Genomic DNA, 25,414 nt, shown 5'->3' with positions numbered 1-25,414 from the left:
GGCTTTACTCCTCAAATATCAAAGAAAATCGTCACGCCGGGGCGTGAATGTGTCGATCAGCACACCGGGCTCCATGGCCCGGCAGCCGTGAAAGGCAAGGGAGGGAATAACGAAACTGTCGCCCGGACCGACGGTGAACGTCTCGTCGCCGATGGAAAATTCGAACCGGCCTGATTGAACATAGGTGGATTGCACATGCGGGTGATGGTGCCGCAGGCCCTCCGCACCCTTGGCGAAGGTGAATTTTACCACCATCAGTTCTGGGCTATCGGAGAGAACCTGGCGGGTCACCCCGTGGCCGGTTTCGACCACCGGAAAGGTCCTGACGAAGTCTGTATCCATGGCTGGCTTCTCCTCCATCGAGGCTGTCTGGTTCAGTCTGAAGCCACAGTACACGACGCAAAGGTCTTGCGGCTTTGCCGCCCCCTCATCCGGCTGCTGCCACCTTCTCCCCGATGGGGAGAAGAGACTTGCAGTGGCGTCCAGCGCTTTCTTTGGTGCTGTAAAGAGCGAGTAAAGCCCTTTTTCAACATCAGAATAAAGCTGAGTGCTATCGCCTTGGCCTCTTCTCTCCAGCGGGGAGAAGTCCCCGGCAGGGGGATGAGGGGGGCGAAGCCCATGAGTCCTTTGGGCGTGTACTGTGTTCTGAACCAGGTAACCTCTCGCTTTCCTTTGTTTTCGTTTGTCTTTTCGGGAAAATCGGTATCCGCTTTTCTCTGAAAAACGCTGGGACCCGCTGCTCCTCAGCTAGAGCCGATAGGCCTTTTTCGCCAGTCCGTAGGCGAGATCGCCTGCAAGCTCCTGGGCTTCGTCCTCCTCCAGTCGGCCCGTCAGCACCAGTTCGGCCAGATAGGCGCAATCCACCCGCCTTGCCACATCATGGCGGGCCGGGATGGAGCAGAAGGCGCGGGTGTCGTCGTTGAAGCCGACAGTATTGTAGAAACCGGCGGTTTCGGTGGTGGTCTCGCGGAAGCGGCGCATGCCATCCGGGCTGTCGAAGAACCACCAGGCGGGGCCGAGCTTCAGGGCCGGATAGGCCCCGGCCAACGGTGCCAATTCGCGCGAATAGCTGGTTTCGTCCAGCGTGAAGAGAATGACCGTCAGGTCCTTTTCCATGCCGACCGCATCCAGAAGCGGCTTTAGCGCCCGGACGTAATCGGTGCGGGTCGGGATATCGAAGCCCTTGTCGCGGCCATGTTTGGCCATGATACCGGCGGAATGGTTGCGGTAGGAACCGGGATGGATTTGCAGCACCAGCCCATCCTCCAGGCTCATCCGGGCCATTTCCGTCAGCATATGGCCACGGAAGGCATCTGCCTCATCGGGGGTGATCCGCCCGGTCAGCGCCTTATCGAACAGCGCCTTGGCCTGATCCTGGGGCAGATCCTCGGTGCGGGCCGAGGGGTGGCCGTGGTCGGAACTCGTGGCGCCATAGGATTTGAAGAAGGCGCGGCGGTTGCGATGCGCCTCCAGATAGCCGCTCCAGCTTGTCGCATCGACGTCAGCCAATTGCCCGAACCGCTCGATATTGGTGGCAAAGCCTTCAAATTGCGGATCGACTACAGGGTCAGGCCGGTAAGCGGTGACGACGCGGCCATCCCAGCCGGAGGCGCGGATCGTCTCATGCCATTTCAACTCGTCCAGCGGGCTTTCCGTGGTGGCGATCACTTCGATATTGAAGCGCTCGAACAGGGCGCGGGGGCGAAATTCCGGTTTCGTCAGGCAATCGGCGATATGGTCATAGGTCTGGTCCGCCGTCTGCGCCGACAGCCGGGTCGTCAGTCCGAACACATCCTCAAAAGCATGGTCCAGCCACATGCGGCTGGGCGTGGCGCGAAACAGGTGGAAGTTTTCGGCAAACAGCCGCCAGATCTTGCGGCCATCGGTTTCCGTCATGCCGCCATCGACACGCGGCACGCCAAGCGCCGTGAGGTCGATACCCTGGGAATAGAGCATGCGAAACACATAATGGTCCGGCACCACGAACAACTGGGCCGGATCGGGAAACGCTTCATTTTCCGCAAACCAGCGGGGGTCAGTGTGGCCATGCGGGCTGACGATGGGCAGGTCGCTGACCGTGTCATAAAGCGTGCGCGCCAGCGTGCGTGCTGTGGGGTCAAGGGGAAAAAGCCTGTCTGGATGAAGCAATGCCGTGGTCTCCGCGTGCGCCCCGTAATTCTAATAGAGCATAATATCGCAAGCCGATTTCGGTCCGGCGTATTATGGCTTAAAACAACTGCCGCCCCTTGCGTTGGCCATCGTCTTTTGATCGATGGCCTGGGCGGTGACAGTGGTGGCGAAACGCAATTGCATTCCGCTGCCAATCTAATATGTTAGTATGCAAATTGTGTCAATGCGGTCCCGGGGGATGATCCCGGATACTTGGCCCGGCTGCTTTGGAGTGACGATGGCGGTGGTAATCGGAGGGTGGGATGATTGATACGGTCAATGTGCGCACGCTGGACGTTCAGCGGCAACCTTCGGTCACCGAGCAGGTCTTCGAGCTGTTATACCGGCAGGTGGTTGAACTGGAGCTGCCGCCCGGGGCAAAATTGTCGGAAGTGGATGTTGCCAAGCAGATGGGTGTGTCGCGCCAACCGGTGCGCGACGCCTTCTATCGCCTGTCGCAGCAGGGCTTCCTGATGATCCGCCCGCAACGGGCAACCGTGGTGACGCATATTTCCGAGCGTGGGGTTTTGCAGGCCCGCTTCATCCGCACAGCGCTGGAAATGGAAACCGTGCGAGCCGCCGCCGAGCGGTTGAGCGAAGAGCAGATCGCGGCGCTCGACGAATTGGTGCAGCGGCAGATCAAGGCCATGGAGGCTGGCGACAAGATGCTGTTTCATGAGTTGGATGACGAGTTTCACCGGCAGATCTGCAAGATGTCCGGCCACGAATTCGCCTGGGCGCTGATCCGCGACAGCAAGGCGCATATGGACCGAATCCGCTATCTCAGCCTTGCTTTTGGTGCGCAAAGCGCCATTGACGACCATATCGAGATTATGGCCGCGCTGAAGGCACGCGATGGCGACCGGGCTGCGGCCAACATGCGTGTTCACCTGTCACGTATCTTGTCGATCATCAGCCGGATCAGGGAAACCCAAGGCCAGTATTTCGCGACCGAATGAGGATGGCAGGATAATATGAGCGGCAAACGGATCTTGGCCATCGGCGAATGCATGGTGGAAATGGCGCCCCGCGAAGACGGTGCCTATCATCGCAATTTTGCTGGCGATACATTCAACACTGCCTGGTATCTGCGTCGCCTTCTGGGCGCTGACGACGTGGTGGATTACTGCTCGGCTATCGGCGTCGATGGTATTTCGCAAGCCATGCTCACCTTCATACAAGCGGCGGGAATAGGCACAGGGCATTTGCGCCGATTGGAGGATGCGACGGTCGGGCTTTATATGATCGAGCTTGCCAATGGCGAGCGCAGTTTCAGCTATTGGCGCGGCCAATCCGCTGCCAAGCGTCTGGCAGACGACCGGGAGTTTCTTTTAGAGGCCGTGCGAGACCGCGATCTCATTCTGTTTTCCGGTATTACCCTTGCCATCCTGTCCCCGGCGGGCCGCCAGCAATTGCTGGAGGTTCTGGCGCAGGCACGCGATGCTGGCAGCCTGATCGCTTTCGATCCTAATATGCGCGCCCGGCTTTGGCCGGATCGTGACAGCATGTGCAATGCGGTTTCGCAGGCGGCCAAGATTGCCGATATTGTCCTGCCGTCCTTTGACGAGGATGGGCCGAATTTCAACGATGCCACACCTGACGCCACGATTATCCGATACCGTGAAGCAGGTGCGGCCACCGTGGTGGTCAAGAATGGCGCGGGCCGTGTGCATGCCTTTGACGCAGCAGAAGGGCCAGTGACATTCGATCCCGTGCCGGTCGCCGATCTCGTCGATACGACAGCAGCTGGCGATAGTTTCAATGCCGGTTTCCTGTCGGCCCGCCTTTCGGGTGTCGCGATGGCTGAGGCATTGGCGCAAGGAGCTGCCGTTTCCGCTCAGGTGATCCGTAAGCGAGGCGCTTTGGTGAAGATCGAAAATATCCTCTGAAAACATCTCCTCAAAACACCCTTGGCCGACGGACACGCGAAAAGCCGTGTCCGAAAACCAATGTCGCAAGAATGCTCGCTTCTTTGTGTTGCGATGCAAATTATTTTCGCTTGAACCCTTGCAGCTTTTGATTCTACTCTGCGCCTAAAATAGGAGATTGGCGATATTTCCCTTTTTTGTCATAGGCTTGTGGCCCTTGTCAAAAAGGACTGGCCAGTCGCGATGCGTCAAAAGGTGAGTGTTCATGCAATTGGTTTTCGACGGGCATAATGATGTCCTCCTGCGTTTGTGGAGGGCTCATGCAGCGGGCGTCGATCCGGTGCGGCAATTCATCAATGGCACACGGGAAGGTCATATCGATGCGCCACGCGCCCGCCGGGGCGGGCTTGGTGGCGGTCTCTGCGCGATTTATATTCCCTCCGATGGCGAGTTCGTGCTGACCGAGCCGGATGACAAGGGCCACTACAATACCCCTGTTGATAAGCCCCTGGCGCGTGCATCCTCACTCGACATCGCCTTGCAGATGGCCGCGATTGCGCTGCGGGTCGAGCGGGCGGGGGGCTGGCGGCTGTGCCGCTCGACATCGGATATTCGCGCTGCAATGGCCGAGGGCGTCTTTGCCGCCGTGCTGCATATGGAAGGCTGCGAGGCCATCGATGCTGATCTGGCCGCCCTTGAGGTGTTTTACCAGGCGGGCCTGCGCACGCTCGGCCCGGTCTGGAGCCGCCCGAATATTTTCGGGCATGGTGTTCCCTTCGCCTTTCCAATGTCGCCGGATACCGGGCCGGGTCTGACGACACTCGGTTTTGAGCTTGTGAAAGCCTGCGACCGGCTGGGCATTGCCCTCGACCTTGCCCATATCACCGAAAAGGGCTTCTGGGACGTGGCGAAAACCTCCGACAAACCGCTGATCGCCAGCCATTCCAATGCGCACGCGCTGACACCAGTGGCCCGCAACCTGACGGATCGGCAGATGGACGCGATCCGCGAGCGCAAGGGCATCGCCGGTTTGAATTACGCCGTGACCATGCTGCGCTCCGATGCCCGCGATTTTGCCGAGACCCCGCTGTCAGATATGGTACGCCATATCGACTATATGGTGGAACGCATGGGTATCGATTGCGTCGGCCTCGGCTCCGATTTCGACGGTTGCACGGTGCCCGGTGCAATCGGTGATGCCAGTGGGAACCAGAGGTTGCTTGAAGCGTTGCAATCGGCTGGATACGGTGATGCAGATATTGCTAAGATTGCCCGTGAAAACTGGCTGCGGGTGCTGGGGACGACGTGGGGCGAGTAATTCCGGCATCTGTTGACGATCATTGACTTTAAAGAAGGGGAAGGGACCATGACCATGACATTGACGCGCCGCAGGCTGATGACGACGGCCAGTGCTGTTCTGGCATTGGGCGTTGCGGGGGGCGTTACGGGCGTGCCGCGCGCTTTTGCCGCCACGCCGAAAGATACCCTGGTCGAGGCCTGGGCGTTTGACGATATCATTACCATGGACCCGGGCGAGGCTTTCGAAATCTCTGCCGCCGAAGTCACCGGCAATACCTATGATACGCTGGTAAAGCTGAATATTGCCGATACCTCGACCGTGGCTCCCGGCATTGCGGAAAGCTGGAGTGCGTCTGAAGACGGCCTGACCTATACGTTCAAGATCAAGTCCGGCATCAAATTCGCGTCCGGCAACCCGATCACTGCGGAAGATGTGGCCTATTCTTTTGAACGGGCCGTCAAGCTCAACAAGAACCCGGCCTTCATCCTCCAGCAATTCGGCCTGAGTGGCGAGAATGTCGCGGAAAATGCCAAGGCAGTCGATGCCTCGACCTTCCAGTTCAAGGTGGACAAGCCTTATGCGACCAGCTTCGTGCTGAACTGCCTGACCGCAACCGTCGGTGCCATCGTTGACAAGAAACTGGTGCAGAGCCACGCGGCAGCGGTGACGGTTTCCAAGGATTATCCTTATGACACCGATTTCGGCAACGGCTGGTTGAAGACCAATTACGCTGGTTCCGGTCCTTTCAAGCTGCGCGAATGGCGTGCCAATGAATTGGTCGTGATGGAGCGCAATGATAATTATTATGGTGAAAAGGCTAAGCTTAAGCGGGTCATCTACCGCTTCCTGAAGGAAAGCTCAGGCCAACGTCTGGCGCTGGAATCCGGTGACGTCGATGTGGCGCGTAATCTTTCGCCGACGGACTTTACCGCGATTGCCAATGCGAAAAATATCAAGACAGATTCTGCCCAGAAGGGAACGGTCTATTATCTCGGTCTCAACCAGAAAAACCAGTATCTCTCCAAGCCGGAAGTCCGCCAGGCCATCAAATATCTTGTCGATTACGATGCCATCGGCGCAACCCTCATCAAGGGTGTCGGCACCGTGCATGAATCCTTCCTGCCCAAGGGTATTCTTGGCTCGATCGATGACCAGCCCTACAAGTTGAATGTTGCGAAAGCCAAGGAATTGCTGGAAAAGGCTGGCCTCAAGGATGGCTTCAAAGTCACCATGGATGTGCGCTCCATCGAGCCGATGACCAGCATTGCCCAATCCATGCAGCAAACTTTCGCACAGGCGGGCATTACGCTGGAACTCATCCAAGGAGATGGTAAGCAGACGCTGACCAAATACCGCGCCCGCAACCATGACATCTATATCGGGGATTGGGGTGCTGATTATTGGGACCCGCATTCCAATGCCGAAACCTTTACCAGCAATCCTGACAATTCCGACACGCCGAAATCCAAGACACTCGCCTGGCGCAATGCCTGGGATGTGCCTGAATTGACCAAGGAAACCAGCGAAGCGCTGTTGGAGCGGGACACGCCGAAGCGCAAGGCGATGTATGAAGACTTGCAGCGCAAGGTTCTGGCCGACGGTCCGTTTGTGATCATCTATCAAAAAACGGAAATTGCCGGCTATAGGGCCAATGTTCAAAATTATAAGCTTGGCCCCACCTTCGACAGCAACCTCAAAAACTTGATTTCCAAGGATTGATCAGGAGCAGGGCTCTTGGCTCTCACCACAACACAAGCATCTGCCGGTCGCAGGCGCGACCGGCAGTTAAGAGGGTTCAAGGCAGTTGCGGGATTTTTCGTGACTGTTGCGACGACTTATCTCGGTCTTCTGGCGGTCACGTTCTTCATTGGTCGGGTGATCCCGATTGATCCGGTTCTTGCTGTCCTGGGAGACCGTGCGCCGCAGGCGGTTGTCGAACAGACGCGCCGGGCAATGGGGCTGGATCAACCGCTCTATTACCAGTTCTTCGTCTATCTAAAACAGGTGCTCTCGGGCGATTTTGGCACATCGGTTCTGACAACCAATCCTGTCATGACCGATATCGGCCGGTTTTTCCCAGCAACTGTTGAGCTTGCCACGGTCGGCACGATCATCGGCGCGGTGATTGGCCTTCCCTTAGGCGTTCTGGCCGCAGTCAAGCGCGGCAGCCTTGCGGACCAGATTGTCCGGGTCATCGGTTTGATCGGCTATTCCGTGCCAATCTTCTGGCTCGGCCTTTTGGCGCTGCTGTTTTTCTATGCCAAGCTGCAATGGGTGGCCTATCCCGGGCGGATGGATGTGGTCTATGAATATGACCTGATACCCGTCACCGGCTTTTACCTGTTGGATGCGGCCATGGCAGGCCAATGGGAGATCCTCTGGGATCTGTTTCGCCATATCATCCTGCCCGGCGCACTGCTCGGCTATTTTTCGCTTGCCTATATCAGCCGAATGACCCGCTCTTTCATGCTCAACGAACTGTCGCAGGAATATATCGTGGCGGCTCGCGCCAAGGGCCTGTCCGAAAGCCGGATCATCTGGTTCCACGCCTTGCGCAATGCTGCTGTGCCGCTGCTGACGGTGATTGCCCTGTCCTATGCCGGGCTGCTGGAAGGCTCGGTGCTAACAGAGACGATCTTCTCCTGGCCGGGCATCGGTCTTTACATCACCAATTCGCTGCAAAATGCCGATATGAATGCGGTGCTGGGCGGAACCATCATTATCGGTTCCGTGTTCATCGCCATCAACATCCTGTCGGATCTCCTTTACAAGACCCTTGACCCGAGGACGCGCAGCCGATGATGACGCCCTCAGATAATATGTCCCTTCGCGAGTGGCTGCTGTCGGACCGGCCCCAATCACGCCGGCAGGCCCGGCTTGGCCGCGCCTATGTCATCTGGCGGCAGTTTTCGGCCAATCGGCTGGCGCTGCTGGGGCTTGGCATCATTATCGCGCTCATTCTGGTTGCTGCTTTTGCCAATCTGCTCGCCACCCACAATCCGGTGCAGGGCGATCTTGCCAATGCAAGGTTAATGGCGCCCGGTACCGGTGGTTTCTGGCTCGGCAGCGACGATCAGGGCCGCGACATCTATTCGCGGCTGATCTACGGGTCGCGGCTGACATTGATGGTGGTGGTGCTGGTAGCAATCATTGCCGCACCCATCGGTCTGCTGGTCGGCACGGTGGCCGGTTATGCGGGCGGCTGGGTCGATGCGGTGCTGATGCGGTTGACCGATATTTTCCTGGCCTTTCCGAAGCTCGTTCTGGCTCTGGCGCTGGTCGCAGCCCTCGGCCCCGGCATTGAAAACGCCATTCTGGCCATCGCCGTCACCTCCTGGCCGCCTTATGCGCGCATCGCCCGGGCCGAAACGCTGACGGTTCGCAATTCCGATTATATCTCTGCCGTCAAGCTGATGGGCGCTTCGCCCTTTCGCATCGTGCTGCGCCATATCATGCCGCTCTGTCTGTCCTCGCTGATTGTCCGCGTTACGCTGGATATGGCGGGTATTATCCTGACGGCGGCCGGTCTCGGCTTTCTGGGCCTTGGCGCCCAGCCGCCCCTGCCGGAATGGGGGGCGATGATTGCCGATGGCCGCCGTTTCATTCTCGATCAATGGTGGGTTGCCGCCATGCCGGGCTTTGCCATCCTGATCGTCAGCCTCGGCTTCAACCTGCTGGGCGATGGCCTGCGCGATGCGCTGGACCCGAAGGAGGCCGGCCAATGAGCGCCTTGTTGACGGTGGATAATCTCAAGGTCAGTTTTCCGACCCGCACGGGTCTGGTGGAAGCCGTGCGCGGCGTGTCCTTCACGCTGGGCAAGGAGCGACTCGGTATTGTCGGCGAATCCGGCTCCGGCAAATCCCAGACCGGACGGGCGATCATGGGTCTCACCCCCGCCCATGCACGGATAACTGCCGATAAACTGCATTTCGGCGATACGGATCTGCTGGCGATTTCGACAGCGAAGCGTCGGACGCTGCGCGGCAAGCGGATGGCGATGATCCTTCAGGACCCCAAGTATTCGCTGAACCCTGTCATGCCGATTGGCAAACAGATCGTCGAGACCTTGTTGACCCATGAACGGATGACGGGAAAGCAAGCCCGGCAAAGAGCGTTGGCCATGCTGGAGGCGGTGCAGATCCGCGATCCGGAGCGGGTGTTCAAGCTTTATCCGCATGAAGTTTCCGGCGGCATGGGCCAGCGGGTGATGATCGCCATGATGCTGGTCTGCGGGCCGGAACTGCTGATTGCCGATGAGCCGACCTCAGCCCTGGATGTGACGGTGCAGCTGGAAGTGCTCGATATTCTCGACATGCTGGTGCGGGAACGCGGCATGGGGCTGATTTTTGTCAGCCATGATTTGCGGCTGGTCTCCTCCTTCTGCGACCGGGTGCTGGTGATGTATGCGGGCCGGGTTGTCGAGGAACTGAATGCGGCCAACCTGTCCGAGGCCAAACATCCCTATACCCAGGGCCTGCTGAATTGCCTGCCGCGCCTGGAAGGCAACCAGCATCCGCTGCCAGTGTTGGAGCGTCAGGTGGAGTGGGCGCAATGAGCAAGGCCCTGATTGTTGAAGAGATGGGCGTGCGCTTTGATGAGTTTCTGGCGCTGGACGGTGTCAGCATCGCCGTTGAGCAGGGCGAGAGCTTTGGTCTGGTCGGGGAATCCGGCTCCGGAAAATCAACGTTGTTGCGGGCGATTGCCGGGCTAAATGCCTTTGAGAGCGGCGCGCTGACTGTCGATGGCAAAAGCTATGACAGCAGGCAGCGCGACAAGACCTTCTATCGCACCGTGCAGATGGTGTTCCAGGACCCTTACGGTTCGCTGCATCCGCGTCAGACTGTGGACCGGCTGCTGCTGGAACCTTTGGCCGTGCATGGATTTTCCGATGTCGATAGCCGGATTGCCCGCGCTTTGGATGAGGTAGGTCTTGGTTCCGGTTTCCGCTTCCGGTTTTCCCACCAGCTCTCCGGCGGCCAGCGCCAGCGCATCGCAATTGCCCGCGCCTTAATCGTTGAGCCGAAAATCCTGCTGCTGGATGAGCCAACCTCAGCGCTCGACGCCTCGATCCAGGCGGAAATCCTCAACCTCCTCGAACAGGCCCGCAAGGATCGCGGCCTGACCTTCCTGATGGTCAGCCACGATCTGGCTGTTATCAGCCATATGTGCGACCGGCTGGCGGTGATGCGCACTGGCCAGATCGTGGAAGTCATGGATGTCGAAGCGTTGCGCCGTCGTGATGTGCAAGCAGATTATACACGGCAATTGATGGTGGCGAGTGAGGGGTTTCGGCGCAAAAGCTGACCATCACCCAACCCGCACCCCTTCACGCCAGATCTGCTTGATGAACGGATGGCCGCCATGCTGGCCAATTTGCAAGAGGTCGGCGCGCTTGCCCAGCGCGATCTCGCCGCGGTCGTTGAGGCCGGAGGCTTCTGCCGGGGTCTTGCTGACCATGCGGATCGCGGCGGGCAGGTCGTAGGCGAGGTCTGGGTCGGCGGCGATGGCGAAGGGGGCGTCCAGCAGGGCGCGTGGTACATAATCGGAGGCGAGGATATCGCAGAGGCCTTCGAGCAGCAGATCACGCACTGCCACATTGCCGGATTGTGAGCCGCCGCGCACGATATTCGGTGCGCCGCCGACGATCTGCATGCCACGTTTGCGGGCTTCGCGGGCGGCCTCCAGCGTGCAGGGAAATTCGCTGATCGATACGCCTTCGTCAGCGGCGAGATCGACATGCTCGATATCGGTATCGTCATGGCTGAGCAGCGGCTTGTTGTGGCGCTTGGCGATATCCACCACCTGTGGGCGGATTCTGTTGCCAATGGCCTGTTTGGCGGTGATCAGGTCCGCAACCCGTGCTGTGGTCACAGCAAGGGCTTCGCCGCGCAATTTCGCGACCTTGGCCAGATAGGTGTCGAGATCTCGCGTCTGGCGGATACCGGGCAGATGCTCCATGACAGAGACGACGCGCACCAGAGCATGGCCAATATTGGCTTCCATCAGCGCAGGCGTTTGTTCATCGATCACTTCGCAGCGCAGATGCACGAAATGCTCGGCCCGCAACATGCCAGCACCTTGAGCCTTTTCCAGCGCCTCGATCATTGGCCCGAGGATTTCCGCCCGCTCGCTGCCGTCTTCCGCTGCGCCGACGCAGAGACTGTCGAACACGGTGGTAATGCCGGCGCCGATGATTTGCGCGTCATGGGCAAGGGCCGCCGTCGTATAGTTCCAGCGGACATGGTGGCGGGGAAAGACATGCTTTTCGAAATGGTCGGTGTGGATATCGACGAGGCCTGGGATCAGCATGTCGCCACCAAGGTCGATGGCGTCGCTGGCATGGGTTAACGGGCCGATGGCGATGATCTGGCCGTTTTCAATTTCGACCGTGCCGGTCTGTATGCGGTCGGCAAGGACAAGGGCGGCATTGGTCAGGACCAGGCGTTTCGAAGGTGTCTTACCGCTCATGTCCATCCCGATCTCTCCGCTTTTTATTCCACATAGCATGGTTCAGGCGATTCGAGCCGTGCTGCAACAGGCGCGGTGTAAATCTCTGTGATGACCGTTCTATGTCAGCGGAGTAAAATCAGACAGCCAGATCACGCCAGGCCAGTTGGGCATCGTCGTAAGGCAGGGCTTGCGCTTCATACACGCCACGGGCGATGGCGCGGGCCATGGTGAGGGTGGCGAGATGGCAAAGGTCCATGAAACTGGCAAGGTCCGGCAGTGGCTTTTCGCCGGTGGCAGCGGCAAACACCGTATCGCCATCGGCAGGCAGATGGGCAGGCAGCAGAGCCCGCGCGAGTCCGTCATGAGCCATGATCGACAGGCGGTGGCATTCCGCCTTGGTCAGTTCAGCATCTGTGACAATGACGCCAATGGTGGTGGCGATCGGGTCGCGGCCCTTGAGGCGCAATGCGCTATCATCAGGGCTGAAAGAGGAGGGCATGCCGAGACCGCCGAATTCACCGTCTTGCTCGAAAGGTGCCGCCCAGAAATGCCGCGAGTGGCCAATAGTGGCCGTGCCAAGCGCATTGACAGCAACCAAGGCCGCCACGGTATGGCCGCTGGCGGAGATGGCGCTGGCCGAACCGAGCCCGCCCTTGACCGTCGCGGTGGTGGCCCCTGTTCCAGCCCCGATTGTTCCTAACGCGAAGCGGCCTCTACTGCGGGCCTGAAAGGCCTCATAGCCCATTTCGCGATAGGGGGAATGGAGGCCCCAATCCTTGTTGCCGCCATTCAGCAGATCCATCAGGATTGCCTGCGGCACGATGGGGACGTTCATATCACCGACCGGAAACCCCTGGCCGATCTGGCGCAGGCCCGCCTGCACGCCGCCCGCTGCATCCAGCCCAAAGGCGGAACCGCCCGACAGGACCAGCGCATTGACCTGCGTGACCAGGGACAGCGCCGGATCGAGCAAACCCGTCTCACGCCCACCCGGCGCACCGCCCAGCACCGAGCCGGATGCGGTGGCCGGTTGATCGAAGATGATGACAGTCACCCCGGAACCGAGCGCCAGATCGGTGGCATGACCGACCGAAAGACCGGTAACATCCGTCAGCAGGTTGAGAGGGCCGGGCTTCATGCGGGATGCTCCTTCGGATTGTGTTGCGGACGACTTGATTTCAATCAAGGACGCACCGGCAAAGGCCAGTAAGTTTGACGCATAAGCGTTATACCCTGAAAGCGCTCGTAACAAGTTTATACAGTGAATTTAGTGTCTTACGGCTTGACCGACCGTTGGATTTCCACGCTGTCGGCACCCTTTTCGAGATTTGAGCTGTCCATGCAGAAGCCCCAGAAATTCGCCCTTGCCTTCGTTGTCGTTCTGCTTGCCGCATCCGGCGGCACCTATGCCTATTTGAAATTCGGGCGAGCCGATACGCTGCCGTCAGGCATCGTCACGGGCAATGGCCGGATCGAGGCGACCGAGGTCGATATTGCCAGCAAAAGCGCAGGCCGGCTGGTCTCCGTCGAAGTCGGCGAGGGCGATTTGGTCACCAAGGGCCAGGTGCTGGCGCATATGGATACGGTGGAACTGCAAAGCCAGTTGCGCGCGGCAAAGGCCAAGATCGCCGAAGCCGAACAGAGCCGCGATGCTTCGGCGTTCAAATTGTCTCAGGCACAAAGCCAGCTCGATCTGGCCGAAAAGGATCTGGAGCGCAAGCTGGTCCTGCTCGGCAAGGGTTTCGTTTCCGATCAGGCGGTTGACAGTCAGCGGCTGACCCGTGACAGCGACAAGGCGGCGGTCTCGGCGGCCGAGAGCACGTTGAACAGCGTGCAGGCGACCATCGACAATGCCAAGGCGGAGGCCGACCGCATCGCCCAGACCGTTGCCGATGCGACGCTGACGGCGCCGAAGGACGGGCGGGTGCTTTACCGGCTTGCGGAGCCGGGCGAGGTGCTGGCGGCGGGCGGCAAGGTGTTGACCGTGCTTGATCTGTCGGATGTTTATATGACGATCTATCTTCCGTCTGCGGACGCCGCGAAAACCGCAATCGGTGCCGAGGGCCGTATCCTGCTCGATATTCTGCCGGACCGGGCCATTCCCGGAACGGTGTCCTTCGTCTCGCCGCAGGCGCAATATACGCCGAAACAGGTGGAAATCCGCAGCGAGCGCGACCGATTGATGTTCCGCGTCAAGATCAGCGCACCGAAGGAACTGGTAAAGCAATATCTGCCGCTCGTCAAAACCGGGATCACCGGTCTTGGCTATGTGAAGACCGATGCGGCCGCGGTCTGGCCGGATCGGCTGCAATCCGATCTGACGACAGCGCCTCTCGACCCTTCGGCTTCGAATACCCAACCTTCCGCCAATAAGCCTTAAGCGGGGCAGCTATGGAAAACGCTGTCGAACTGGCAGGCCTGTCCCATTTCTATGGTAAGCGCCAGGCCTTAAGCGCCATCGACCTCGCCATCGAGGCGGGATCGCGGGTGGCCCTGGTCGGGCCGGACGGGGTGGGCAAATCCACACTTCTGGCGCTGCTGGCGGGCGCAAAAAAAATCCAACAAGGCCGGATCACGGCGCTTGGGGCGGATATGGCGAGCGCCGGTGCGCGCACCGACGTGCAGCCGCGCATCGCCTATATGCCACAGGGCCTGGGCCGCAACCTCTATCCGAACCTGACGGTTGTCGAGAATATCGACTTCTTCGGCCGGCTGTTCGGGCAGGACGCGACGGAACGGGCCGGGCGTATTGACCGGCTGCTGAAGGCGACCGGGCTCGATCCGTTCGGTGACCGGCTGATGGGCAAGCTGTCGGGCGGCATGAAGCAGAAGCTCGGCCTGTGCTGCGCCCTGGTGCACGATCCCGATCTCCTGCTGCTCGATGAGCCGACGACCGGTGTCGATCCCTTGTCACGGCGGCAGTTCTGGGACCTGGTGGAGAGCATCCAGGCCTCGCGGCCCGGCCTGACCATTATCACCGCCACGTCAGACATGGAGGAGGCGAGCCGGTTCCAGCGCGTGGTTCTGGTGCACGATGGCCGTATCCTGGCGGATGGCACCTGCGAGACCCTGCTGCAACAAACCGGGCGACAAACCCTAGAACAGGCTTTCATTGCGCTTCTGCCGGATGAGGCAAAACAGGGCTATGGCGATCCGCCGCCCAGGCTTGCTTTCGTGGATCGGGGCGAGGTTGCCATCGAGGCCAAGGAGCTGACCCGGTCATTCGGGGCTTTTACCGCCGTTGATCATGTCAGCTTCCGCATTCCCAAGGGCGAAATTTTCGGCTTCCTCGGTTCGAATGGCTGTGGGAAATCCACCACCATGAAAATGCTGACCGGGCTTTTGCCAGCCAGTAGCGGCGAGGCGCGGCTGTTTGGCCAGTCGGTCGATGCCAAGACGGGTGCCGGCGATGTCGATGCTCGCCGTCGGGTCGGTTACATGTCGCAGGGCTTTTCGCTGTATGCCGAATTGACGGTGCAGCAGAATCTCAACCTGCATGCGGCGATTTTCGACCTGACCGGGGAGGCGGCCAAGGCGCGGATCGAGACCGTGGCGCAGCAGTTCGGCCTTCAGCCCTATTTGCAGTTCCTGTCGAGCGATCTGCTGCTCGGGGTGCGCCAGCGCCTGCAACTGGCCGTGGCGCTGATCCACCAGCCGGATATCCTGATCCTCGACGAGCCGACATCCGGCGTCGATCCGCTGGCGCGTGACGGCTTCTGGAACGATCTGGTGGAGCAATCGCGGCAAAACGGCGTGACAATTTTCGTCTCCACCCATTTCATGGCCGAAGCCGAGCGTTGCGACCGGATCGCCTTCATGCATGCAGGCAAGGTGATTGCCAGCGGCACCCCGCAGGAGCTGAAGGAGCAGACCGGCAGCGCCAGCCTCGACGATGCCTTCGTCGCCTTCATGAAGGCGGGAGGACGACAGGAAAACCTGACTGATGCAGCAACCCAGCCGCAGGCCGGTGCCGCAACGGTGGTGGAGAACGCTGCCGGGGCCTTGGTGCGCAAGGGGTTTTCTCCGGCCCGGCTCATGGCCTATGCGCGGCGCGAGACGATGGAGCTGATGCGCGACAAGATCCGGCTTGGTTTCGCCCTGGCTGGCACGGCGCTGCTGATGCTGATTTTCGGCTACGGCCTGACGCTGGATGTCGACCATCTGCGGTTTGCGGTGCTCGACCGCGACCAGAGCGCCGAGAGCCGGGCCTATATCGATGCCTATTCGGCCTCCACCGCCTTCACCCTGCAACCGGCCATCTCAGATGAAGCCGGGATGCTGTCGCGGTTGAAGGCCAACGACATTATGCTGGCGCTTGATATACCCGAGAAATTCGGCGCTGATCTGCGGGCCGGCAAGCGGCCGAACGTGCTGGCCATGTTGGACGGCGCCATGCCGTTCCGTGGTGAGACGGCGCTCGGCTATGTCTCCGGTGCCCATCAGCGGTTCTTGCAGGAGATTGTCCGTCAGTCTGGAGGAACGATCCGGTCGGTGGCTGGCGTGGAAATGCGTTACCGCTACAATCAGGCTTTTCTCAGCCTGAATGCCATGGTGCCAGCGGTGATCGCCCTGCTGCTGGTGTTCATTCCCTCGATCCTGACGGCGCTCGGTGTCGTGTCGGAAAAGGAAATGGGGTCGATCAGCAATCTCTACGTGACGCCGGTCACCAAGCTGGAATTTCTGCTGGGCAAGCAATTGCCCTATGTGGCCATCGGCTTCATCAACTTCCTGATGATGTTCCTGCTGTCCGTCTGGCTGTTCGGTGTGCCGTTGAAAGGCTCTCTTGCCGGTCTATCGGTGGCTGCTTTTGTCTATGTGCTGGCGACAACCTCAATCGGTATTTTAAGCTCAACCTTCACCTCAACCCAGGTGGCGGCCCTGTTCGTCACCGCCATCGGCACGATGATGCCCGGTACGCAATTTTCCGGCTTGTTGCAGCCGGTGTCGTCGCTGCAGGGCATGGGCCACGTCATCGGCCTGGTGTTTCCCACCACCTATTTCATGCGCGCCAGCGTCGGGGCTTTCACCAAGGGGTTGGGCTTTGTCGAGCTAATGGGCTTCGTCTGGCCGCTGGCCCTGTTCTGGATTGGCGCCATCGGGCTTGGCTGGTCGCTGCTGCGCAAGCAGGAAAGGTAAGGGATATGGATCTTCGCACGGTATTTGCTCTGTTTCGTAAGGAGTTGATCGGGCTTTTGCGCGACAAGGTGCTGATGGCCATGGTCATCTATGCCTTCAGCCTGGCGATCTATACCCAGGCGACCGGTCTTTCCCACGATCTGCGCAATGCGACGCTGGCCGTGGTGGACCGGGACATGTCGCAATTGTCGTCTTCCATTCTCGACGGATTGATGCCGCCGCGCTTTCAAAAGCCGGTGGCAATCGCGCCCCAGGATATCGACCGCGCTATGGATCAGGCGCGCTACACCTTTGTGCTGGATATTCCCGAACGGTTCGAGGCTGATGTTTTGGCCGGGCGTAGCCCCTCGGTGCAGTTGCTGATTGACGCGACCGCGTTGATGCAGGCGGGGGTGGGCTCCAGCACCATCCAGCAGATCGTCAGCCAGCAGGTCGGGCTTTATGCCCAGCGTGTCGGCGTCTCAAGCAGTCAGGCGGTAACGGTGGAAACACGGCTCGCCTTCAATCAATCGCTGAATTCGGAGTGGTTTTCCGGCACGATGGCGCTGATCAACAATATTACCATGCTGGCCATCCTGCTGGCGGGCGCCGCTTTGGTACGCGAACGGGAACATGGGACGCTGGAACATTTGTTGGTCATGCCGGTCAGGCCTGTCGAAATCATGGTCAGCAAGCTTGCCGCCAATGGTCTGGTTATTCTGGTCATGACGCTGTTTGCCATCGTCACCGTGTTGGTCAAGGTGCTCGGCATGCACATTACCGGCTCACTGACGCTCTATATGGCGGGCGTGGCGCTCTACCTGTTCTTCGTCACCTCGTTCGGGCTGTTTTTAGGGACGCTGGCCCGCAGCATGCCGCAACTGGCGCTGCTGTTCATCCTCACCGCTTTGCCGATGAATATCCTGTCAGGCGGGTTCACCCCGCTGGAAAGCCAGCCGCAATGGCTGCAAAACGCCATGCAGGTCTCACCTTCGACCCATTTCGTCGCCTTTTCACAGGCCATTCTCTATCGCGGCGCGGGCTTCGATGTGGTCTGGCCGCAATTTACCGCGACGCTTGGCATCGGGCTGATATTTTTCCTGTTCAGTCTCAGCCGGTTCCGGACGTTCATCGCCGCGCAGCAGTGAATGAACGTCCTGACCGGATAAAAGATCAGCGCTTCATCGAGCGCGGATCGAGCGCATCACGGATGCCATCGCCGATATAGTTGACGCTGAGGACGGTGAGCGAAATCGCCAGACCTGGCCAGATGGCGCGGGCCGGGGTGATTTGTAGGAAGTTCACACCGTCATAGAGCAATCGACCCCAGGTCGGGAAGTCGGAGGGGAAGCCGAGGCCGAGAAAGCTGAGGGCCGATTCCGTGATGATCGCCGAGGCAATGCCGAGTGTGGCCGAGACCATGACGGAGCTGAGCACATTGGGAACGATATGCTTGAGGATCACCCGGTATTCCCGCATGCCGCTGGCCTTGGCGGCCAGCACGAATTCCTGGTTTTTCACCGTCAGTACATCGCCGCGCACGATGCGGGCGGTGTGCATCCAGCTGGTAATGCCGATGACGAAGACGATCAGGATGAAAATCCCGGCTTCCGGGCCGAACGCGGCGCGCAGCACATCACGAAACAGCATGGTGATGACCAGCAGCAGCGGCAGGATCGGTAGAGCCAGGAACAGATCGGTGATGCGCATCAACGGCCCGTCGATCCGCTTGAAATAGCCGGAGAGCACGCCGATCAGTGTACCGACGAACAGCGAAATCAGCATGGCCACCATGCCAACCGCCAGCGAGATCTGCCCGCCGGCCAGAACCTGCGCGAACAGATCATGGCCAAGATTGTCGGTGCCGAACGGATGGACCCAGGACGGTCCCTGGTTCTTGTCGCGGATATTCAGCTTGTTGGGATCGACGCGGTGGATCAAAGGCCCGACATAGACGGCCAGAACGATCAGCACGAAGACGGCAAGGCCGATCACCCCGCCGGTATGGCGGCGGAACTGCCCCCAAAGCTGGGCACTGAAGGATTGCGAGCGGTCGGCTTTGGCCTGGGTGGTGAGGGGTGCATCAGTCATAGCGGATCCTCGGATCGAGAATGCCGTACAACACGTCGGCAATAAGATTGAAGAGTACGATCAGCACGGCGAAGATGAAGGTCAGTGTCTGCACCAGCGGCAAGTCGCCGCTCTGGATGGCGGTGATCAGCAATTGGCCAAGACCGTTGACCCGGAAAATCTGCTCGGTGATGATCGCGCCGGAAAAGATCGTCGGCACGCCGAGCGCAATCACTGTTACAACCGGGATCAGGCTGTTGCGCAGCACATGCACCAGCAGCACGGTCTTTTCCTTGACGCCCTTGGCTCGTGCGGTACGCACATAGTCCTGATGCAGATTGTCCAGCATGGAAGCGCGCACGAATCGGCTGATCTGCGAGGTATTATAGAGCGTCAGCACCATGACCGGCAGCACCATCTGCTTGACCTGGGCGACGAAGCTTGTCCAGTCCACGACCTGGAGATTGGTATCGTAGACCGAGGGAAACCAGTGCAGGGTCGAGGAGAAGATCACGATCAGCAGCACGCCGGTAAAGAAGGTCGGCACGGAATAGCCGACCATAGAGACGAAGGTGCCAATCTGATCGAAGATCGAATATTGCTTGTAGGCCGAGATGACGCCAAGCGGAATGGCCAGCAATACGCCGAACACATAGGACAGGCCGACAACCCAAAGCGTCTGCGGCATGCGCTGGACGATCAGGTCGACGACGGGGCTGCGGGTGGTCCAGGACAGGACCCGCAGACGCTGGCCGGAACCGACGGTCAGGCCGGTGATCTGCTCGAAAATATTCAGCGGCTCATTGATGAAGAACTGCTTCAGCCACAGGAAAAAGCGCACAATCATCGGCTGGTCGAGGCCAAGGGCGGCGCGCATCTGTTCGCGCACTTCCGGTGGGATCGTTAGCGGCAAATCGCCGAGCGGATTGTTGGGCGCCATCGCCAGCAGCGCGAAAATGATGAAGCTGATGATCAGCAGGGTCGGGATGGCAAACAGCAATCGCCGGATCGTATAGGTAAACATTATTTTTTATATCTCCGGGCGCGCCAGGGAGGAGAGATGAAGCTGGAACAGGGCGTCGGCGCATAGTGGGTGCCGATAACCGCCAGCTCACCGGACCCGCGTCATGCGGGTCCGGCAAGGCGCTTGTTACTTGGCGCGCGACCAGTCGGCGATGTTCCACAACTCGCTGTCCCAGCCGGTCATCTTGATGCCCTGGAGACTTGCGGCGAAGGCCGAAGGCTGACCGCGATAGACGAGCGGCAGATGCGCGCCAGCTTCCGTCAGCATGTCGTTGAGCTTCTTGACGATCTCGACGCGCTCTTCGATCTTGGCGGTCTGGGAAAGCTTGGTGACGAGTGCATCATAGGCTGGATCGCAATAGCGCGGCATGTTCTGGCCCTGCCAGCCGTTTGCCGGGCTTGGGATCTTGTCGCACATCCATTCGGCCATATAGGCTTCCGGGTCGGTGCCGTCGAAATTGTTGGTGTACATTTCCACGTCGGCGTAGAATTTCTGGAACGTGTCCGGGCTGGACGGATCGCCGCCGAAGAATACCGAGGCCGAAACGTTGCGCAGTTCAGCGCCAACGCCGATCTGCGACCACATATCCTTGACCAGCGCCTGGGTGCCCTGGCGGACGGAATTGGTCGAGGTCAGGTAGAGGAAGTTCAGCTTGACGCCGTTCTTGGCGCGGATGCCGTCAGAGCCCTTTTTCCAGCCAGCATCGTCCAGCAGCTTGTTGGCGCCGTCGATATCCTGCTTCAGGCACCAGTCATTGGTGGTGGAGACATAGATATCCGGGCCGGGGACGATATTGCAGGTCGGCTTGCCGGCAAGGCCATAACCGGCTTCGACAATCACATCACGGTCGATGGCCATGGAGAGCGCCTTGCGCACAGCCGGGTCGGACAGGGACGGATGCGGGCCGCCTTCCTTGGTGGAGCGTTTGTCGCCAAGTGCCGGATCGGCATTGGTGAAGTTGAGGTTGATACGCTCGACCTGGCTGCCGAAAGCGGTGATGATCTTGCCTTTGCCGGCGGCTTCCATGGTTGCCAGCACTTCAGGCTCGACCTGCATGTTCCAGGCATAGTCGTATTCGCCAGTTTCCATCACGGCACGGGCCGCTGACAGCGCATCGCCGCCGCCTTTCAGCGTTGCGGTTGCAAAGGCGGGCTTGGCCGGATCGCGGTAGTTTTCATTGGCCGTGAAGGTGATCACGTCGTTCGGCTTGAATTCCTTGACCTTGAAGGGGCCGGTGCCGATAGGGGCAAAGTTGGCAGCCGTGCATTCCGGCGCCTTGGGGCCGAGGCAATCCTTGAACTGGGCCTTCTGGATGATCGGCGCCTGCGAGCCGACAAAAGCCGAATAGGGATAGGGCTTTGGCGAGGTGAACGTCACCTTGATGGTCTGCGGATCGAGCGCTTCGACAGTCTTTACGCCGTCATATTTCTGCTTCTGGGCGCAGCCGCCGCCATCTGCCGTGCAATATTGCCAGGTGAAGATCACGTCATCGGCGGTAACCGGCGTGCCATCCGACCATTTGATGCCGTTCGACAATTTCCAGGTGATGCTGGTCAGATCCTTGGAGACGCCGCCGTTTTCTACAGTTGGGATGCTGTCAACCAGCTTGGGAACCAGTTCGCCTTTTTCGTCGAAGCCGGCCAGCGGCTCAATGACGATGGAGGATGCATATTGCTCCTTGGTGCCGCCGGACAGATAGATGTTCATGGTGGACACGGCCTGCCAGAAAAGCATCTTCAGATCGCCGTCACTGCCGCGCTGGGCCATGGCTGGCGCGCCCGTCATCATCAATGACGCGACGGATGCCGCCAGAATCAACCGGATGTTACGCATGGTTTGCTGTTCCCTTGTTAATCTCGTGGTCGAGAGTTTTCTTCTGGCAGCGCATGCAAGGACGCTGCCAATTTTCCCCATTGCCTCAATGGCATTGAATTTAAAGAGTATATGGCCCTGATCCCCTCTGGGCCTGGTCGGATTGCCTGTCCTGATGATTGGTTTGCCCAAATTTTGGGCTATAAAATCACAAGCTTATTTTTCATTCAAGATGGAAAATGCGAGACCGTGCATCAACTGTGGATAGGGTGCGGGTCAAAGTACCATTCGGTGGCAAGGCGCTTCAAACATGCTGGCGTCAGTGGCGTCAGCATGTCGCGTATCAATATGCGCTTCTTATAATGGATCTTACTTGCTACGGGTCCAGTCCGCAACATTCCACAACTGTGAATCCCAGGGATTGAGTTTTGCACCCTTCAGCGTGTTCGAGATGGCCGAGGGCTCGCCGCGATTGACCAGCGGAATGACCAGGCCGTCATTGACGATCATGTCATTCAATGTGCGGACCAGTTCGGCGCGTTTTTCGGTGCCGGAGGTCCTGCGTAGCTCGCTCAGCAGCGTGTCATAGGCCGGATCGCAGTAGCGGGCGATGTTCTCACCCTGCCAGTTATTAGCGGGAGTGGGGATCTTTTCACAGGTGAAACCACCCATGAATTTCTCAGGATCGGTGCTTTCAAAGCCGCTGGCATACATTTGCACGTCGGCATAGAACTTCTGGTAAGTGTCAGGGCTGGCTGGATCGCCGCCGAAGAACACCGAAGCGGAGACATTGCGCAATTCGGTTTCGACCCCGATCTGTGACCACATGTCCTTGACCAGAACCTGCGTGCCCTGGCGCACCGAATTGGTGGTGGTCAGGAACAGAAAGGACAGTTTTCGGCCGTCCTTTACGCGGACGCCATCGGGGCCTTTTTTCCAGCCTGCTTCGTCCAGCAGCGTGTTGGCTCCGTCCAGGTCCTGCTTTCCGCACCACGTCTTGGCCTTGGAGGCGAAAATATCCGGGGCCGGGATGATGTTACAGGTCGGCTGGCCGGCAGCGCCATAGCCTGCCTCAACGATCACATCGCGGTCGATGGCGAGCGCCAGCGCCCGGCGTACTCTAGGGTCTGATAGGGCTGGATGCGGACCGGCCTCTTTGGTGGAGCGTTTGGCACCGAGGGCCGCATCGACGGCATAGGGGTTCAGTTGAATGCGCTCGACCGTGGAGCTGAAGGCCGAGGTCATGGTGCCCTTGCCAGCTTTCAGCATGGATTCCGTCACTTCAGGTTCCACCACCGTATTCCAGGCAAAATCATATTCACCGGTTTCCAGCACGGCGCGGGCCGCCGACATCGCATCGCCGCCACCTTTCAGGGTGATGCTCGCAAAAGCTGGCTTGGCCGGATCGCGGTAGCGCGGGTTGGCGTCAAACAGCACGACGTCATTGGCTTTGAAATCCCGGACGACGAAGGGTCCGGTGCCGTGCGGCTTGAAATTGGCCTCGGTGCATTGTGGGGCTTTCTCGCCCAGGCAGTCCTTGAACTGGGATTGCTGGATAATTGGCGAGAGTTGGCCGACAAAGGCGCTGTAGGCAAAGGGCTTGGGGGCGTCAAACGTCACTTTCACGGTCAGCGGGTCGATGGCCTCCACCGATTTCACCCCGTCGAACTTGGCCGCCTGGGCGCAGCCGCCGCCGGGCGCCATGCAATATTTCCAGGTGAATACCACGTCATCGGCGCTGACGGTCCCGCCGTCCGACCAGGTCAGACCCGGTTTCAATTTCCAGGTGATCGAGGTCATGTCCTTGGCGATGCCCCCGTTGTCAACAGTGGGGATTTCGGCGGCGAGCCGGGTGAACAGATTGCCCTGCTCGTCGAAACCGGCCAGCGGCTCGATCACCATCGAGGCGGCATAGACTTCCTTGCTGCCGCCCGACAGATAGGGATTGAGGTTGGAAACGGCCTGCCAGAACAGGATCTTTACGTCGCCATCCGTGCCGCGTGCGGCTATGGCAGGGGTGCTGACAAATGCGCCAGTCGCTGCGAAAATGGCGGCTGCCGATAGCGCCCTTAAGGGCCTGTTATACGTCATGGTTGCCGTGTCCTGCTTTGGTTGAGATGATCGCATTGCTTCGCAGCACGGCGCCCAGAGTCAAGAACGCAGAGGTTTAATCTACTAAAATAACAGACAAGATGACGGAGCGCTTTGGCATTCGAACGTGACCCAGAGCACTGATCTGATTAAGTTTTGGGCTATTGCCGTTTCAGGCTATTTTTTGTTCATTCATTGCATTTGCGACTTGCAAAACGCCAGAGTTGATGAACAGTATGCCATCGAAAACCGGATGGGAACAGCAAAAAGAGGTCATTCATGCCCATTTTGAACCGTGCCAGCGCCCTGCAGGAAGAGGTCGCAGGCTGGCGGCGCCATTTGCACCAGACACCGGAACTGTTGTTCGATGTGCATCAGACAGCCGCTTTTGTCACGCAGAAGCTGAAGGAATTCGGCTGCGACGTGGTGGAAACAGGCATTGGCAGAACGGGTGTCGTTGGCATCATCAAGGGCAATCGCGGCGAGGGTACCACCATTGGCATGCGCGCTGACATGGATGCCTTGCCGATCACCGAGATCACTGGCGCGCCATGGGCTTCGACGGTGCCGGGCAAGATGCATGCCTGCGGCCATGACGGCCACACCGCCATGTTGCTGGGGGCGGCGAAGCATCTGGCGGAAACCCGCAATTTCGCGGGTTCGGTTGCGGTGATCTTCCAGCCGGCGGAAGAAGGCGGCGGCGGTGGTCTTGCTATGGTGCAGGACGGAATGATGGAAAAATTCGGCATTTCCCAAGTGTTCGGCATGCACAATGCGCCGGGCGTGCCGCTTGGCGATTTCGCCATTCGCAAGGGCTCGCTGATGGCGGCGTCCGATACGTTCGAGATTGTTATCAAGGGCAAGGGCAGCCATGCCGCCCAGCCGCATATGTCGGTCGATCCGGTGCTGGTTTCGGCGCATGTGATCATTGCCTTGCAATCGATTGTGTCGCGCGGCGTCGATCCGCTGGAATCGCTGGTTATCAGCGTCACCACCACCCATGGCGGCGATGCCTATAATGTTATTCCGATGGATGTGACCCTGACCGGCACCGTGCGCACCCTGCTGCCGCAGATCCGCGATTTTGCCGAAAAGCGCGTGCAGGAAGTGGCAAGCGCCACGGCCATGGCGCATGGCGCTATCGCCGAAGTGCATTATCACCGGGGCTATCCCGTTACCTTCAATCACGCCGAAGAGACGGATTTTGCCGCCTCGGTTGCTGCCAAGATCTCTGGTGAAAACCGGGTGAAGACCGATATGGCGCCGAAAATGGGCGCCGAGGACTTTTCCTATATGCTGGAAAGCCGTCCGGGCGCCTTCATTTTCTTAGGCGTCGGCGATACCGCCAATCTGCACCACCCGGCCTATGACTTCAATGACGAGGCCATTCCTTACGGCATCAGCTATTGGGTGGAATTGGCCGAAACCGGTTTGGCAGCCTGACTTAGTGTTTGTCGCGGTGGACCAATAATAAAGTGCCTCGGTCGTGAAATCGAGGCCGAAAACAGGGGAAAA

20 protein-coding genes are annotated in these 25,414 nt (G+C 59.3%); 12 read left to right on the top strand and 8 right to left on the bottom strand.

Translation table 11 applies throughout. The features are described 5' to 3' along the window. Window positions 1-18: 18 nt before the first annotated feature. Both AVI_RS15370 and uxaC read right to left on the bottom strand, forming a co-directional pair. Window positions 19-342 (bottom strand): cupin domain-containing protein, encoded by a 324-nt coding sequence (locus AVI_RS15370; RefSeq protein ID WP_041697109.1) that lies wholly within the window; start codon window positions 340-342, stop codon window positions 19-21. Between the two features lie 405 nt (window positions 343-747). Then, a complete protein-coding gene (gene uxaC, locus AVI_RS15365) occupies window positions 748-2,148 on the bottom strand; it encodes a glucuronate isomerase (protein WP_015917220.1) in 1,401 nt (466 codons plus the stop codon). A gap of 284 nt (window positions 2,149-2,432) precedes the next feature. On the opposite strand from uxaC, the gene AVI_RS15360 reads away from it, so the two are divergent. The 8 genes from AVI_RS15360 (at window position 2,433) to AVI_RS15325 (ending at window position 10,641) form a co-directional block, all read left to right on the top strand. Further along, window positions 2,433-3,128 (top strand): GntR family transcriptional regulator, encoded by a 696-nt coding sequence (locus AVI_RS15360; RefSeq protein WP_015917219.1) that lies wholly within the window; start codon window positions 2,433-2,435, stop codon window positions 3,126-3,128. A 15-nt stretch (window positions 3,129-3,143) separates the two neighbouring features. After that, complete coding sequence (locus tag AVI_RS15355) at window positions 3,144-4,058, top strand: sugar kinase (protein WP_015917218.1); 915 nt, start codon at window positions 3,144-3,146, stop codon at window positions 4,056-4,058. Between the two features lie 244 nt (window positions 4,059-4,302). Next, window positions 4,303-5,355: a dipeptidase gene (locus AVI_RS15350; RefSeq protein WP_015917217.1), complete on the top strand. Its 1,053-nt coding sequence runs from the start codon at window positions 4,303-4,305 to the stop codon at window positions 5,353-5,355. A gap of 48 nt (window positions 5,356-5,403) precedes the next feature. Beyond that, window positions 5,404-7,056, top strand: a complete 1,653-nt coding sequence (locus AVI_RS15345) for an ABC transporter substrate-binding protein (RefSeq protein WP_015917216.1) — start codon at window positions 5,404-5,406, stop codon at window positions 7,054-7,056. A gap of 15 nt (window positions 7,057-7,071) precedes the next feature. Beyond that, window positions 7,072-8,139: an ABC transporter permease gene (locus AVI_RS15340; RefSeq protein ID WP_015917215.1), complete on the top strand. Its 1,068-nt coding sequence runs from the start codon at window positions 7,072-7,074 to the stop codon at window positions 8,137-8,139. Next, window positions 8,136-9,062: an ABC transporter permease gene (locus AVI_RS15335; protein WP_409065462.1), complete on the top strand. Its 927-nt coding sequence runs from the start codon at window positions 8,136-8,138 to the stop codon at window positions 9,060-9,062. The genes AVI_RS15340 and AVI_RS15335 overlap by 4 nt, the downstream gene beginning before the upstream one ends. Beyond that, on the top strand, window positions 9,059-9,892 hold the full coding sequence (locus AVI_RS15330; protein WP_015917213.1) for an ABC transporter ATP-binding protein: 834 nt from the start codon (window positions 9,059-9,061) through the stop codon (window positions 9,890-9,892). Before AVI_RS15335 ends, AVI_RS15330 begins: the two co-directional genes overlap by 4 nt. After that, complete coding sequence (locus AVI_RS15325) at window positions 9,889-10,641, top strand: ABC transporter ATP-binding protein (RefSeq protein WP_015917212.1); 753 nt, start codon at window positions 9,889-9,891, stop codon at window positions 10,639-10,641. The genes AVI_RS15330 and AVI_RS15325 overlap by 4 nt, the downstream gene beginning before the upstream one ends. A gap of 3 nt (window positions 10,642-10,644) precedes the next feature. Here the strand turns inward: AVI_RS15325 and AVI_RS15320 are convergent, their stop codons facing one another. Continuing rightward, window positions 10,645-11,805 carry an alpha-D-ribose 1-methylphosphonate 5-triphosphate diphosphatase gene (locus AVI_RS15320; RefSeq protein WP_041698217.1) on the bottom strand — a complete coding sequence of 387 codons (1,161 nt, stop codon included), beginning with the start codon at window positions 11,803-11,805 and terminating at the stop codon, window positions 10,645-10,647. Between the two features lie 118 nt (window positions 11,806-11,923). Continuing rightward, window positions 11,924-12,925: a P1 family peptidase gene (locus AVI_RS15315; RefSeq protein ID WP_015917210.1), complete on the bottom strand. Its 1,002-nt coding sequence runs from the start codon at window positions 12,923-12,925 to the stop codon at window positions 11,924-11,926. Window positions 12,926-13,126: 201 nt separating this feature from the next. Here AVI_RS15315 and AVI_RS15310 point away from each other — a divergent pair, with 201 nt between their 5' ends. The 3 genes from AVI_RS15310 to AVI_RS15300 are packed head-to-tail and all read left to right on the top strand — an operon-like array spanning window position 13,127 to window position 18,050. Then, on the top strand, window positions 13,127-14,167 hold the full coding sequence (locus AVI_RS15310) for an HlyD family secretion protein (RefSeq protein ID WP_015917209.1): 1,041 nt from the start codon (window positions 13,127-13,129) through the stop codon (window positions 14,165-14,167). An 11-nt stretch (window positions 14,168-14,178) separates the two neighbouring features. Continuing rightward, a complete protein-coding gene (rbbA, locus tag AVI_RS15305) occupies window positions 14,179-16,923 on the top strand; it encodes a ribosome-associated ATPase/putative transporter RbbA (protein ID WP_015917208.1) in 2,745 nt (914 codons plus the stop codon). A 5-nt stretch (window positions 16,924-16,928) separates the two neighbouring features. Beyond that, entirely contained in the window at window positions 16,929-18,050 is a 1,122-nt protein-coding gene (locus tag AVI_RS15300) for an ABC transporter permease (RefSeq protein WP_041697105.1), read from the top strand. Window positions 18,051-18,075: 25 nt separating this feature from the next. On the opposite strand, the gene AVI_RS15295 is transcribed toward AVI_RS15300, so the two are convergent. The 4 genes from AVI_RS15295 to AVI_RS15280 all read right to left on the bottom strand — a co-directional run bounded on the left by AVI_RS15295 (window position 18,076) and on the right by AVI_RS15280 (window position 23,899). Further along, entirely contained in the window at window positions 18,076-18,993 is a 918-nt protein-coding gene (locus AVI_RS15295) for an ABC transporter permease (RefSeq protein ID WP_015917206.1), read from the bottom strand. Continuing rightward, window positions 18,986-19,996, bottom strand: coding sequence for an ABC transporter permease (locus tag AVI_RS15290; protein ID WP_015917205.1), 1,011 nt, complete (start codon window positions 19,994-19,996; stop codon window positions 18,986-18,988). The genes AVI_RS15295 and AVI_RS15290 overlap by 8 nt, the downstream gene beginning before the upstream one ends. 126 nt (window positions 19,997-20,122) lie before the next feature. After that, on the bottom strand, window positions 20,123-21,829 hold the full coding sequence (locus AVI_RS15285) for a peptide ABC transporter substrate-binding protein (RefSeq protein WP_015917204.1): 1,707 nt from the start codon (window positions 21,827-21,829) through the stop codon (window positions 20,123-20,125). Between the two features lie 348 nt (window positions 21,830-22,177). Continuing rightward, window positions 22,178-23,899: a peptide ABC transporter substrate-binding protein gene (locus tag AVI_RS15280; RefSeq protein WP_041697103.1), complete on the bottom strand. Its 1,722-nt coding sequence runs from the start codon at window positions 23,897-23,899 to the stop codon at window positions 22,178-22,180. 279 nt (window positions 23,900-24,178) lie between these two features. Between AVI_RS15280 and AVI_RS15275 the strand changes: the two genes are divergently transcribed. Then, window positions 24,179-25,342, top strand: a complete 1,164-nt coding sequence (locus tag AVI_RS15275; protein WP_015917202.1) for a M20 aminoacylase family protein — start codon at window positions 24,179-24,181, stop codon at window positions 25,340-25,342. The last annotated feature ends 72 nt before the right edge of the window (window positions 25,343-25,414 follow it).

This window comes from Allorhizobium ampelinum S4 (assembly GCF_000016285.1).
Lineage (GTDB): Bacteria > Pseudomonadota > Alphaproteobacteria > Rhizobiales > Rhizobiaceae > Allorhizobium > Allorhizobium ampelinum.
Note: the sequence above shows the minus strand (reverse complement) of the source record. Positions and strands in the feature narration are given on the sequence as shown.

Bases quoted from the DNA above. Each gene is read 5' to 3' on its own strand.
- rbbA (WP_015917208.1), top strand. From the start codon at position 14,179: ATGGAAAACGCTGTCGAACTGGCAGGCCTGTCCCATTTCTATGGTAAG.
- AVI_RS15345 (WP_015917216.1), top strand. From the start codon at position 5,404: ATGACCATGACATTGACGCGCCGCAGGCTGATGACGACGGCCAGTGCT.
- AVI_RS15310 (WP_015917209.1), top strand. From the start codon at position 13,127: ATGCAGAAGCCCCAGAAATTCGCCCTTGCCTTCGTTGTCGTTCTGCTT.
- AVI_RS15275 (WP_015917202.1), top strand. From the start codon at position 24,179: ATGCCCATTTTGAACCGTGCCAGCGCCCTGCAGGAAGAGGTCGCAGGC.
- AVI_RS15370 (WP_041697109.1), bottom strand. From the start codon at position 342: ATGGATACAGACTTCGTCAGGACCTTTCCGGTGGTCGAAACCGGCCAC.
- AVI_RS15285 (WP_015917204.1), bottom strand. From the start codon at position 21,829: ATGCGTAACATCCGGTTGATTCTGGCGGCATCCGTCGCGTCATTGATG.
- AVI_RS15315 (WP_015917210.1), bottom strand. From the start codon at position 12,925: ATGAAGCCCGGCCCTCTCAACCTGCTGACGGATGTTACCGGTCTTTCG.
- AVI_RS15300 (WP_041697105.1), top strand. From the start codon at position 16,929: ATGGATCTTCGCACGGTATTTGCTCTGTTTCGTAAGGAGTTGATCGGG.
- AVI_RS15330 (WP_015917213.1), top strand. From the start codon at position 9,059: ATGAGCGCCTTGTTGACGGTGGATAATCTCAAGGTCAGTTTTCCGACC.
- AVI_RS15355 (WP_015917218.1), top strand. From the start codon at position 3,144: ATGAGCGGCAAACGGATCTTGGCCATCGGCGAATGCATGGTGGAAATG.
- AVI_RS15360 (WP_015917219.1), top strand. From the start codon at position 2,433: ATGATTGATACGGTCAATGTGCGCACGCTGGACGTTCAGCGGCAACCT.
- AVI_RS15295 (WP_015917206.1), bottom strand. From the start codon at position 18,993: ATGACTGATGCACCCCTCACCACCCAGGCCAAAGCCGACCGCTCGCAA.
- AVI_RS15280 (WP_041697103.1), bottom strand. From the start codon at position 23,899: ATGACGTATAACAGGCCCTTAAGGGCGCTATCGGCAGCCGCCATTTTC.
- AVI_RS15320 (WP_041698217.1), bottom strand. From the start codon at position 11,805: ATGAGCGGTAAGACACCTTCGAAACGCCTGGTCCTGACCAATGCCGCC.
- AVI_RS15350 (WP_015917217.1), top strand. From the start codon at position 4,303: ATGCAATTGGTTTTCGACGGGCATAATGATGTCCTCCTGCGTTTGTGG.
- AVI_RS15335 (WP_409065462.1), top strand. From the start codon at position 8,136: ATGATGACGCCCTCAGATAATATGTCCCTTCGCGAGTGGCTGCTGTCG.
- AVI_RS15325 (WP_015917212.1), top strand. From the start codon at position 9,889: ATGAGCAAGGCCCTGATTGTTGAAGAGATGGGCGTGCGCTTTGATGAG.
- AVI_RS15290 (WP_015917205.1), bottom strand. From the start codon at position 19,996: ATGTTTACCTATACGATCCGGCGATTGCTGTTTGCCATCCCGACCCTG.